Annotated in this window: 11 protein-coding genes; 5 read left to right on the top strand and 6 right to left on the bottom strand. The window is 38.9% G+C overall.

From position 1 onward, the window contains the following. Positions 1-22 precede the first annotated feature (22 nt). On the bottom strand, positions 23-349 hold the full coding sequence (locus AWW67_RS06445; RefSeq protein WP_062300752.1) for a hypothetical protein: 327 nt from the start codon (positions 347-349) through the stop codon (positions 23-25). A 161-nt stretch (positions 350-510) separates the two neighbouring features. Between AWW67_RS06445 and AWW67_RS06440 the strand changes: the two genes are divergently transcribed. Then, positions 511-1,701, top strand: coding sequence for a hypothetical protein (locus AWW67_RS06440; protein WP_062300751.1), 1,191 nt, complete (start codon positions 511-513; stop codon positions 1,699-1,701). 51 nt (positions 1,702-1,752) lie between these two features. Here the strand turns inward: AWW67_RS06440 and AWW67_RS06435 are convergent, their stop codons facing one another. Both AWW67_RS06435 and yihA read right to left on the bottom strand, forming a co-directional pair. Beyond that, a complete protein-coding gene (locus tag AWW67_RS06435) occupies positions 1,753-2,190 on the bottom strand; it encodes a DUF5606 family protein (RefSeq protein WP_053224817.1) in 438 nt (145 codons plus the stop codon). A gap of 63 nt (positions 2,191-2,253) precedes the next feature. Continuing rightward, positions 2,254-2,844, bottom strand: coding sequence for a ribosome biogenesis GTP-binding protein YihA/YsxC (gene yihA / locus AWW67_RS06430; protein WP_053224816.1), 591 nt, complete (start codon positions 2,842-2,844; stop codon positions 2,254-2,256). Positions 2,845-3,089: 245 nt separating this feature from the next. Between yihA and AWW67_RS06425 the strand changes: the two genes are divergently transcribed. Next, a complete protein-coding gene (locus tag AWW67_RS06425) occupies positions 3,090-3,518 on the top strand; it encodes an FKBP-type peptidyl-prolyl cis-trans isomerase (protein ID WP_053224815.1) in 429 nt (142 codons plus the stop codon). A 182-nt stretch (positions 3,519-3,700) separates the two neighbouring features. Here the strand turns inward: AWW67_RS06425 and AWW67_RS06420 are convergent, their stop codons facing one another. From AWW67_RS06420 to AWW67_RS06410, 3 genes are all read right to left on the bottom strand, one after another. Further along, the gene (locus tag AWW67_RS06420; protein ID WP_062300750.1) at positions 3,701-4,132 is read right to left on the bottom strand and encodes a DUF3995 domain-containing protein; all 432 of its coding nucleotides are present in this window, start codon (positions 4,130-4,132) and stop codon (positions 3,701-3,703) included. Between the two features lie 79 nt (positions 4,133-4,211). Further along, a complete protein-coding gene (locus AWW67_RS06415) occupies positions 4,212-5,018 on the bottom strand; it encodes a 3'-5' exonuclease (protein WP_062300749.1) in 807 nt (268 codons plus the stop codon). 24 nt (positions 5,019-5,042) lie between these two features. After that, positions 5,043-6,413: a UDP-N-acetylmuramate--L-alanine ligase gene (locus AWW67_RS06410; RefSeq protein WP_062300748.1), complete on the bottom strand. Its 1,371-nt coding sequence runs from the start codon at positions 6,411-6,413 to the stop codon at positions 5,043-5,045. 161 nt (positions 6,414-6,574) lie between these two features. Here AWW67_RS06410 and dnaB point away from each other — a divergent pair, with 161 nt between their 5' ends. The 3 genes from dnaB to AWW67_RS06395 form a co-directional block, all read left to right on the top strand. Next, a complete protein-coding gene (gene dnaB, locus AWW67_RS06405; RefSeq protein WP_053224811.1) occupies positions 6,575-8,146 on the top strand; it encodes a replicative DNA helicase in 1,572 nt (523 codons plus the stop codon). Between the two features lie 48 nt (positions 8,147-8,194). After that, positions 8,195-9,196 (top strand): zinc-binding dehydrogenase, encoded by a 1,002-nt coding sequence (locus AWW67_RS06400; RefSeq protein WP_062300747.1) that lies wholly within the window; start codon positions 8,195-8,197, stop codon positions 9,194-9,196. Positions 9,197-9,436: 240 nt separating this feature from the next. Further along, positions 9,437-11,778, top strand: a 2,342-nt coding sequence (locus tag AWW67_RS06395) for an NHL repeat-containing protein (protein ID WP_511474558.1), incomplete at its 3' end; no start/stop codon positions are given.

Raw genomic sequence — 11,778 nt, 5'->3', positions numbered from 1 at the left:
ACTGATAACTGATACCTGATACCTACCTCCCCGAGTACTTTTTCCTTGTTTCTACTTTTTGTAATTCTCTATCCCAAATCATTTGAGCAACGGTTTGAGCGGGGTGGTTAGATTCGGCCAAGGCCAGTTTTAGTTTCTCTTCCGAAACATCAATTCGATAAAGGCTATTAAGGAGGCGGTTGAAGTCGTGCGCCATCAGGTGTTCTACGAGCTTTAGTAGAAAATTAAAAGCTTTATCTTCAGTCATTTCTTCACCTTGCTCTAACTCCCAATTTTTCGAGTCTACTTGAAAGTCCTTGCTGATGAGGGCAAGGCCAGTTTGTATATCTTCTTGATTAATTAGAGCCATAAAGTTTAAATATGACCTAAAGTAAAAGGCATTTAATTTAGAACTCAAATCAATGTCAAATTAATTTTTAACCACTTATAAAAGATATATGCAACATTGTTGCATTTGATAAACGACTTATTATTTTTGCATCATTGTTGCATTTATATCAATTTAAACAAATGATGAGAAAAGTATTTTTGTATTCTGTTTTACTTGCTTTCGCACTTAGTGCTTGTGAGAGTGATGATGAAAACCTTCCAGAACAATCAAAGGAGGGACAATTTGTTAGGTTAATGGTGTCAGATAAGGATAATCCTGATTACTATTTTGTAAACCCTAGTAAATCCACAGTTGAAACCCACTCAGGTCAATTTGCGAATGGTAGTTTATATAGTAGCCCGAGCGGAAGGTTCGTTTCTGTTATTAATACAGCAGATAATCTGGCTACTTTTTTTGATAGTGGTATTGAGGGGCATGATGACCACGCACATATAAAAGGTACTCCTAAATGGGCTTTAAGTAAAGCAACAGCGGTTAGACCAGTACATTACTATGGCCGTGGCGATAACATGTTGGTTTTCAATGATGGAGAAGGGACTATCTCACATTTTAAAGAAAGCACACTGCATACAGAGGCAAGTGCTAGGGTTTTCAATGTTGGTGTTGCTCATCATGGTGCACCGGCCTTATTTAATAATGGTACAATAGCAGTTACCGAGAAGGACGGAAGTGCTGCGGGTACTTTACCTGAGCGAGTGAAAATTGTTGATATGAATGGTGGATTGCTACATGCTTCTACAATTCAAACTGGCGGTATTCACGGTGAGGCTGGTAACGGAAGTTTAGTTCTGTTTGGTTCAACCGATGGAATATTAAAGGTGAGTCAAGATGGAAGTCAGGTGCTTATTCCAAACCTTTCTTCTTTTGGTTCTAACTGGATAGGCTCAATTCAATATGGAGTAGAGAGTGATCAGTTTATAGGTTTTAAATCCAAATATGGATTGTATAAAATCGATGTTAATACCAATACAATGAGTGTGATTGAAGAGAGCGCTAATTTATTAGGCGTAAACTTTGATTGGGAAGGTCATGATTTGATTGTACTGTATATTGACGGAACAGTAAAAGTACTTGATGGGCATGATTTTGATGTGAAGGCATCGAAAAAACTGAATATCACTTTACCAGAAACAGGTGCTCCAGCTTTTGTTGCTAGTGAAGATTTTATTTACATAACAGATGCTGCAAACAATAAAATTAGCATGTTTAAAAAGAGTAATCTAGAACTTGTGAGCAACATTACTTTACCTGGTGTGCCTAGTAAAATAGCTTTAACGGGGAGTCTTGCTGGAGATGATCATGATCATTAAAAGGCAATGTTTTGAAATAATAAATGCCGGTGTTGAGCCGGCATTTACTTTTTAGTTTTCTTCTTTTTCTTCTTCTTTTTCAGTTTCTGGCTCTATTTCAAAAACCTCTGGGTGATCTTTGGCCAAAAGATTATACCAAGTTACCAGTTTCTTGATGTCAGATACATACACCCTGCTTTCATCGTAATCGGGCAAAATGTGTTGTAAAAAAGCCTTCAATTCATCGGGGTCAGAGGTTTTGCTTAAGCCCGTATCACCATCAAATTCAGCGTGGATTTTCCTCATTACATCGACCAAAGGAGTAGCGCCTTCTTCGGTATGAGTGTAAATAGAAATCTCACTTAGAATGGACACTTGAGCATCGGCTCCTACTACTACCTTCTTTTTCTGAGCGTCTAGCGACTCCAGAATTATCCCCGTTCTTCCTGGTTTTGCAATTCTAAACAAACCACCTTTTCCAGTTACTGCGGCAATTTCTTCAAACTTCATATTTACGTTTTATACATTAAGTGCCTCTGGGTAAATTTCCCATTGGCTTTGATTAAATAAAAATTATGTTGTGAGTACTGCGTGAATATACTCGGCAATTTCTTCACGACCCAAACCTGTTTCAGACGAACTTACGAACATCACCGGCAATTCTTCCCAAGTTTGCTTCATAACCTTTCTAAAGCGAGCTATACTTTGCTGGGTTTTGTTCATCGACTGTTTATCGGCTTTGGTAAAAATAAGACCCAATGGGATTCCTGATTCGCCCAACCATGTTACAAACTCAATGTCTATTTTTTGAGGCTCCAATCGGCTATCAATCAGTACAAACACCATTTGGAGGTTTTCTCTTTCCAAAAGATATTTCTCAATCATAATACTCCAAGCCACTCGGTTAGATTTACTGGTTTTAGCATATCCATAACCAGGTAAATCGACCAAATACCACTGATCGTCCACAATAAAATGATTGATCAGCTGTGTTTTGCCAGGTCGGCCAGAAGTTTTTGCCAAGTTCTTCTTTTGTGTAAGCATATTAATGAGGGACGATTTGCCCACATTTGAACGGCCAATAAATGCAAACTCAGGCTTATCTGGTTTTGGGCACAAATTGTGATCCGTATTGCTTATTACAAAACTCGCATTTTCAAACATGCTGCAAAGGTAAATAAGTACCGCGAACCTTTAAACCTTTCTTGGTTCTTATTTGCTAAGGCTTCTATTGGGTGTTTATCATTATTTTAAACGGTTGTAACAATATCCAGCAGAGACAGTTCTACCTTAATACCCCTTAAAAACCAAGAGGTTGGCAGCTTTTACCGTTATCCTTGGGCATTGCGCTAAGGTTTTATAACTTTGCAACTTCTTGAAAATCAAGGAAAAATTTAAAAGAAAGAATTATGTCAAAAGCAAAGCAAGGCGATAACGTCAAAGTGCATTACACTGGAAGATTGAAAGATGGAACCGTATTCGATTCATCTGAAGGAAGAGAGCCATTAGGTTTTCAAGTGGGTGCGGGTCAAATGATCAAAGGATTTGACGCTGCCGTAGATGGGATGGAAAAAGGACAAAAAGTAACTGCTGAAATTCCTGCAGCAGAGGCTTATGGTGAAGTTAATCCTGATTTATATTTCGATGTGCCAAAAGCCAACTTACCTGAAGATTTAAAACCTGAAGTTGGGCAGCAACTTGCAATGTCGCAACCTAATGGCCAACAAGTGCCAGTAAAAGTGAAAGAAGTAAAAGAAGATGTAGTCGTTATTGATGCCAACCATGATTTGGCTGGAAAAGACTTGATCTTTGATATAGAATTGGTAGAAATTGCTTAAGCAATTTTAAACCTAAAGTTAAAACGGACTCGCCTTAAAGTGAGTCCGTTTTTTTATGTGATAAGCATGAGTTTCTCATGGTGTCAATCCTCCAAAAGTTTTCAAATGGACTTCTGATAAAGTTATTTACTAATGGGGATATAATTTTTAACAACTTTTGGACGGCTTTCGAATAGTGAATGTTATCCCGCTAATAACTGAATAGCAAAGCCCGCAAAAGCAATAAACAAACACAGAGGAGAAAACAGCTTAGTATCCATTTTGGCAAAAGCAGTAGACTTGATTCTTTTAAAGAAACCTACGTATTTAAAATCGCCTATTGCTCTGAGCAAAAAGATCGAAGGGATAATCCAGCCTCCATAAGTGGTAAGCCAATTAGGCATTTCTATCGCTTTAAATACTGCTTGAAACAAATAAAAAGTCCCAAAAGCAGATAACCCTAAACCTACAATCAGGCTATCTGATTTTTTAGGGTTGAGTACTCTTTTACCTGCTTCATTGGTCGGTAAGGCTGCCTCAAAACCCCACTTTCCACCCAACACCCAATTGAAATGGATGAAGCCAAGTACAATTAAAGTGATGAACAATAGGAGGGAGAGGATGGTAGAAAGCATTGATTAACTTTTGTATACAAAACCAAAAAGGGTACCGATTTCTATCTAGGTACTATCTACTAAATACTAAAATCTAATGTCACCCCATTTTAAAGCCCTTGAGCTTAATTTGAGTCAGTTTACGTTTGGTATCGAGAGGAAAATCTCCTTGCATCATCCAGTCGTAATAGCCTCGCTCTTTTTCGAGCACTTCGGTTACAGGCTTGCCCTTGTGTTTGCCAAAGTTGAATACCTCTACGCCTTGGTCGTTGAACACAAAACGTCCACCTAAATCAACCATATTGGAGCCTACCAGCTGATGTAATGAAGCCATGTCGTTTTCAATTTTTGCGATAACATTGCCGCCAATATCTTCCACTGATTGTCCATTGTACTTATCGAGTTGAGCTTTGAGCACTTCGTAAGTAGCTTCTGTATCGGCCATAGCGCCATGTGCACCTTCTAACTCTTTATTACAATAGAACTGATAAGCGGCTGAAAGCGTCCTTTTTTCCATCATAAAGAAGATTTTTTGGGCATCAACAAGTTTTCTGTTGCCTACTTCAAAATCTACCCCAGCCCTTAAAAATTCTTCCACCAAAAGCGGAATATCAAATCGTACATGATTAAAGCCCGCCAAGTCGGCTCCTTCTAAAAATTTAGCAATGCTTTTGGCCAAGGTTTTAAAAGTGGGTTTGTCTTTCACGTCTTCATCGCGAATTCCGTGAATCATGGCCGACTCTTCAGGAATTGGAATGGTAGGGTTGATCAAATGATGCATTTTTACCACCTCGCCATTGGGCATTACTTTGAGTATGGCCAATTCTACGATTCTGTCTTGGGCAATGTTGATACCTGTCGTTTCCAGATCGAAAAACGCCAATGGGTTTTTTAGGTTTAATTCCATGATTTCCTGTTTATGCAGGTGCTTTTAAAGAATATGTTGCTTAAGTGCTTGTAAGTTAAGACCTCCAAAATTACCAGAACTCATAAGAATCAGGTTTTTGTTGGTCCAGTTGTGTTGCATTAAGTGCTCATTCAATTTAGCACTGTCGTTGAATAAAATAATATCTTTTCTGTTGAAGGCCGTTCTAAGGTCTTCTTCCGTTAATACTTCGAGTCCTTTTTGCTTTACCGCTTCTGGGTTAATGAAGATAATCGCTTCATCAGGGTCGTTAAACGTGTTTTTGTACTGTTCAATAAAGTCTTTGTTTAAGCTGCTAAAGGTGTGCAGCTCTAAACATGCCACCAAGAAGCGGTTAGGAAACTGATGTTTAACGGCAGAGGTTGTAGCCAATAGTTTGGAAGGAGCGTGGGCAAAATCGGTATAAATTGTAGAAGCTTCATTTTTTCCTAGAATCTCCATTCGTTTACCCGCGCCACTAAAAGTTGCAATGGCTTTGTAAAACTGCTCGTCAGTTACACCGATTTGCTTAAGTAAAGCTTGTACCCCACTAAGGTTTTGCATGTTGTGGTAGCCGAAAATTTCGATTTTTATTTCGTTATTAGGCAAATTTAAATAGGTAACACCATCTTTCACCACATGGTCGTGCGCTTTGTAAGGAATTGCTGTTACGCCTGGTCTTTCTTTTCCACCAATAACCTTAGTGGCTAAAACGTCTTCTTGACAGTAAATTAATGTACTGCCTTGCGCTGAAGAGTCGGCCAGTAATTCAAATTGGCTTATGTAATTTTCTATCGTTGGAAAAACATTGTAGTGGTCCCAAGCAATTCCCGAAACGGTAACAATATCATGCTTGTAATGAAAGAATTTAGGTCTTGGGTCTAAAGGCGAAGTCAAGTATTCATCGCCTTCAATAACTATAATAGGAGCGTCCGATAGCTTTACCTGTTCATCAAACCCGTTGATTCTGGCACCTACCATATAGTCGAAGTCATGGCCAAAATCTTGTAAAACATGCATCACCATGGCGGTCATACTGGTTTTACCGTGGCTTCCTGCAATTACCAAACGCTTTTTGTTCTTAGAAGCTTCGTAAATGTATTCAGGAAAAGAGAGCACTTTAAGGCCGAGTTCTTGGGCTTTTAATAACTCAGGGTTGTTTGCCTTGGCGTGCATTCCTAAAATTACAAAATCCAAACCGCTGTTAATTTTGCTGGCATCCCAACCTTCATTTTCGGGTAATAAGCCAGACTCTTTCAGTTTCGATTTAGAAGGCTCATGAAAATGATCGTCAGATCCACTAACATGATGCCCGGCTTTGGCCAAACAGATGGCTAGGCTGTGCATGATGCTTCCGCCAATGGCAATGAAATGGATACGTTGGGAGTTTTTAGTCATGAGATCAAAAGGGTTGAATGTTCAAAATTAAGACAAAAAGGACGCTCGACAAATAAAGTAAAATTATCTAGAACCTAAGGTGTATAACAAGGTGTAAAAAATGTGGGTAAGTACCTGTTGTAATCTTTGTCGAACACAGGAATTTGCTCTAGGTTTGAAGAATGGAAAAAGGAAAGTCTGCAGCACTGCGTTTGGGTTACAAATCTAGAAACAATCTAGGTGACGAACTGAGCCAATTGGGAAAGTTACCACCCCAAGCTACCGACCTTGAAGAGGCCATTTTGGGTGCCTTGATGTTGGAAAAGGATGCTTTGACCAACGTGATTGATATTCTAAGACCTGAATCTTTTTATAAAGAAGCCCACAAGGTAATCTATCAGGCCATTTATGACCTTTTTCAGGCTTCTGAACCCATCGATATTCTTACCGTAACCAGCCAGTTAAGGAAAGAAGGTAAAATTGAAATGATTGGTGGGCCGTATTACATTACCCAGCTTACCAACCGTGTAAGTTCTGCGGCCAATATTGAATACCATTCAAGAATTGTAGTTGAACAATCCATTAAGCGAGAGTTGATTCGTATTTCTTCTGAAATTCAGCGCGAAGCTTTTGAAGATACTACTGATGTTTTTAAGCTGCTCGATAAAATGGAGCAGTCGCTGTTCGAAGTTTCTGAAACCAATATTCGTAAAGAATATCAGAAAATGAAGGACATTATGACGACTGCCCTTGAAGAAATTCATGCCCGTAGAAATCATAAAGATGGCCTCACAGGAATTCCTTCTGGTTTCACGAGTTTAGATAGGGTAACCTCTGGCTGGCAGAAATCTGATTTGGTAATTATTGCAGCAAGGCCCGCGATGGGTAAAACTGCTTTTGTGGTTTCTGCCCTTAGAAATGCAGCAGTAGACCACGGACACGCAGTGGCTATTTTCTCTCTTGAAATGTCATCGGTGCAGTTGGTCAATCGTTTGATTTCTGGTGAAGCCGAACTCGAAGGTGAGAAGATTAAGAAAGGAAACCTTGCCGAACACGAATGGGCACAGCTCGTTCATAAAACAGCGAATCTAACAAAAGCCCCCATTTTTATAGATGACACCCCTGCGCTTTCCATCCTTGAATTAAGGGCGAAGTGTAGGAGGTTAAAACAACAGCACGACATTCAACTGGTGGTAATTGATTACCTCCAGCTGATGTCTGGCGATTCATCTAAAAGCGGAGGCGGAGGAGGTAACCGTGAACAAGAAATTGCTTCTATTTCGCGTGCTCTAAAAAATATAGCCAAAGAATTGAATGTGCCTGTAATTGCACTTTCACAGTTGAGTAGGGCAGTAGAAACCCGTGGTGGTGATAAGCGTCCTCAACTTTCAGATTTGAGGGAATCGGGTTCTATTGAGCAGGATGCCGATATGGTAATGTTCCTTTACCGACCAGAATACTACGGTATTACGCAAGACGAAAACGGAATGCCAACCCAAGGTGTGGGTGAAGTGATTATTTCTAAGCACAGAAACGGTTCTTTAGAAAACGTACAACTCAAATTTATTGGTAAGTACACCAAGTTTACCGACTTGGACGTGACTGGTTTTGGTGGAGGTTACGGAAGTTCATTACCAGGTTCTGGTGCGGCTAGTTTTGAATCTGGCGGTGGCGGAGCTATGACCTTCCAAAGTAAAGCTAATGGCAATGACAGTCCTGCTTTGCCTCCAAGTGGAGAAGACGCTCCTTTTTAAGGCGTTCTCATTGGTTCCAATAATAGAAAAACATAAGCCTAAAAACTCATGAAAGCACTTGTATTAGTAGATCATCCAGAAAACAAAATTCAATTGTTAGAAGTGGAAAAACCTAGCCCTACCGAAGGAAAGGTTTTGATTAAGCTAAAGGCAGCTGCTTTAAACAGGCGTGATCAATGGATAAGGGAAGGGAAATACCCAAATATTCAGATGAACACGATTTTAGGTTCTGATGGCGCTGGAATTGTAGAAGAAGTTGGGGCTGGTGTTTCATCTGATTTAATAGGGAATGAAGTTATCATCAACCCAAATATTGATTGGGGAGAAAACCCAAAAGTACAGTCGAAGGCATACCACATATTAGGAATGCCGACTAATGGCACTTTCGCTGAATATGTGGAAGTAGAGGCTTCAAAGATTCATCAAAAACCAGCGCATTTAAGTTGGGAAGAAGCGGCTTCTATTCCTTTGGGGGGACTTACCGCTTTTAGGGCTGTGTTTACCCAAGGTCAGGTGGCCGCTGGTCAAAATGTATTGATTTCTGGTGCTGGTGGGGGTGTAGCGCAATTTGCCATGTTATGCGCTTTGGCGGCTCAAGCCAATGTATATGTTACTTCTGGAAGTGCAGATAAGCTTGAAACCTGTATTCGATTAGGTGCCAAATCTGGATTCAATTATAAAACCGAAGATTGGCAGAAGGAGGCACTTCAAGCTTCAGGTGGTTTCGATGTGGTGATTGATAGCGCGGGCGGAGATCAGATCAACGACTTTATTAAAATGATGAAGCCTTCTGGCAGAATTGTTTTTTATGGCGCTACCAACGGCACTCCACAAAAACTGGACATGTTCCGCATGTTCTGGAATCAAATCACCTTGCAAGGTTCCACCATGGGCAACGACCAAGAATTTGAGCAGATGATTGCCTTTATCAATAAACATAAAATCAAGCCTATTTTAGATTCAGTCCGCCCGTTTTCAGAAATTATTTCTGCTTTCGATGCCATGAAAGAAGGAGGGACTTTTGGGAAGTTGGTGATTCGGATTGGTTAGAGTACCGAGTTTCAACTCAAAGGTGTAATCTAACTAAATTTAGAATAACTTTTCTTGATCAAATGAATAGGTTTAACCTCTTCAAGCAGTTGAAGAGTTGCTGTCCTGTTTCTTTGTGATTTTTTTTATTATTTATTTAGATATTCTAAAGCTATTAATTGAATAAAAATTATCTTTATTCGATTTTACCAAAATTATACACTCCTGTCAATCGGTTATATGGCTAATCTATTTCACTCAATGAAGCATTCTGTGCTTCTAATTGTTTTCTTGCTGTCTACTCAAAACATTTGTGCTCAAAATTTAGACTGGGTAACAGAATTAAAAACTCCCGATGATTCTTATTCGGGAATCAACTTATCTATTTCTGATGGAGCTGGAGGAGTTTACTTCTTGACAGGAGCAGCATACCCAACAACACTAGTGTCGCCTAGCACTTCAATTAACTTAGCTTTTGATGAAGTTAATAACAATGGAGCTAATATAGTTAGGCTTGACGCTTCGGGAGAGATGGTCTTTCAAGTTAATATTGGTATTGAGCGAACAGAGAACAATGGTTATTTCAGCACACAAGGCTTGACAGTAGATGATAATGGAAATCTATATGTAGGTGGATATGTAGCCCGTTCTACTACAATTAGTGTGGGGGATGTTAGTATACCAATTGCCCAAAACCTAGATGAAAGAAAATATGGTTTGATTCTTAAATTTAGTAATACTGGATCGCTGCTCAATTATAAACTGTTTAATGTCATTAAGGATTTCTATGAAGATTTCTTTTCCATGGATTATTATGACGGTAGACTTTATGTTTTGTATGCTTTGACTGATTTAGCAATACAAGCCAGTGAAGGCGGAGATGCATACCCTTTAACTCATATTGTTACAGCTTTTGATGATAGCTGGGACATAGTGAAAAGCAAATCATTTAGTGGCTTACAAAACTCAGGTTCATCCTCAGGTGGAAGAAAGAGATTTATCATGTCAAAAATAAAGGTGTTTGATCATGATCAAATATACCTTTCTGGAATAATTCAAGATGGTCAGGGGAGTGATTTGGATGAAGGTATTGTGACGGATAATCCTGCTATGGTGAGTTCAGTTATAAAGTTAGATGGAGAACTGAATTTCCAATGGTTCAGGGGAGTTCAAGGCTTCATTACAAATGCGTTTGGAACAGGGATGCTTACCCTTAGTAATGGCGATATTGTACTAAATTCAAATATGTATTCGGATGGAACTCCAACTAGCTTAGTTGGAAACGATATTGAGGAGATGCTGCTCCCGAATCAATCTCAGTTTTCAACAAGACAGTTGTTTTTTACTTCCGATGGCGATTACAAATTTCAAACCCTTTTTGAAGGAGCAGTTGAAGAATATGAATTAGGAGTTGATGTTAATGATAACATTTATATACCTATTGGGAGTAATAACTTCCGGTCATTAAATTTCATTGACCAAGACGGTTCTAATGAATTAATAATTAAAAAAGAGTCTGGTGCATCTGCCAATTCGTTTGGCTACTTAAAGATATCTAAAGAAGGTAAATATCAATCCCACAGATTTTATGCTCAGTCTTCTGATTTATTCATAGATCAAATGAAGATTCACTCTGGATTGACGTGTGAATCGTTCCTATTTTTAGGGAGGTATGGAAATGAAAATGCAATTATAGATCTTGATTTCGATGAAAACGTTTCAAGCGAAATTCAAAACTTGAATAATACTTATGACTATTTCATTGCATCATACTTAAACCAAGATGCTGAACTAACCATTGATCAGCAATCCATCACTCAAGATGGTGATAAAATTACGATACCAATTTCATTTAATGATGAGTCAATTTCAGACCTTGTTTTTGAAGTTACATCATCTAATGAATCTATATTGAATATTGATAATATTGTGTTCAATTTGAGAGCAGAGCAGCCCAATATAGTCGTCCAGAGAGCAGAAGGAGCCAATGGAAGTGCTGATATCCAAATAAAACTAATTGATTCCTGTGGGGCAGAAACTAGTGCAACTGCAGCGATTAATCTTAATAATATAAACAACATACCCATATTTGAATCTGTACCAGTTACGGTAGTTGATCAAAATAATTACTACGAATACCTAGTCGAGGTAAGTGATCCTGATGGAGACAGAGTAAGTCTCAGTATAGAAGGAAAACCCGATTGGATGACTATCTCAACCCAAGGTGGTTATGTAGTCTCTACCTTGGCAGGATCAGGAGATAACAGTACTGTTGACGGTATAGGGCAAGAAGCTTCATTTTCATTTCTAACCAGATTAAGTATTGATAACAATGGGGACTTGTATTTAGGAGAACTTGGTTCAAAAACCATAAGAAAGGTATCTCCAAATAGGAATGTAACTACCCTATCTGTTGTGTCTGACGGCACCCGAATAAATGGTACTTTATCAGAGTCATCTTTTGGAGAGCCGAATAAGATACTTATTGATGATTCAAGTGGAGTCATGTATGTTTTGGATGGATCCATTATAAGAAAAATAGATACCAATGGGACAGTAAGTCGTTTTGCTGGCTCAGGTTCTTTTGGAAATGTAGATGGACA

Origin of the sequence: Roseivirga seohaensis (assembly GCF_001592945.1) — a bacterium.
Lineage (GTDB): Bacteria > Bacteroidota > Bacteroidia > Cytophagales > Cyclobacteriaceae > Roseivirga > Roseivirga seohaensis.
This window is presented reverse-complemented; position numbering and strand designations above follow the sequence as displayed.

Excerpts from the sequence above, each read along its gene's own strand:
- yihA (WP_053224816.1), bottom strand. The coding sequence starts at position 2,844 with ATGTTTGAAAATGCGAGTTTTGTAATAAGCAATACGGATCACAATTTG.
- AWW67_RS06410 (WP_062300748.1), bottom strand. The coding sequence starts at position 6,413 with ATGACTAAAAACTCCCAACGTATCCATTTCATTGCCATTGGCGGAAGC.
- AWW67_RS06425 (WP_053224815.1), top strand. The coding sequence starts at position 3,090 with ATGTCAAAAGCAAAGCAAGGCGATAACGTCAAAGTGCATTACACTGGA.
- dnaB (WP_053224811.1), top strand. The coding sequence starts at position 6,575 with ATGGAAAAAGGAAAGTCTGCAGCACTGCGTTTGGGTTACAAATCTAGA.
- AWW67_RS06415 (WP_062300749.1), bottom strand. The coding sequence starts at position 5,018 with ATGGAATTAAACCTAAAAAACCCATTGGCGTTTTTCGATCTGGAAACG.
- AWW67_RS06445 (WP_062300752.1), bottom strand. The coding sequence starts at position 349 with ATGGCTCTAATTAATCAAGAAGATATACAAACTGGCCTTGCCCTCATC.
- AWW67_RS06435 (WP_053224817.1), bottom strand. The coding sequence starts at position 2,190 with ATGAAGTTTGAAGAAATTGCCGCAGTAACTGGAAAAGGTGGTTTGTTT.
- AWW67_RS06400 (WP_062300747.1), top strand. The coding sequence starts at position 8,195 with ATGAAAGCACTTGTATTAGTAGATCATCCAGAAAACAAAATTCAATTG.
- AWW67_RS06420 (WP_062300750.1), bottom strand. The coding sequence starts at position 4,132 with ATGCTTTCTACCATCCTCTCCCTCCTATTGTTCATCACTTTAATTGTA.
- AWW67_RS06440 (WP_062300751.1), top strand. The coding sequence starts at position 511 with ATGATGAGAAAAGTATTTTTGTATTCTGTTTTACTTGCTTTCGCACTT.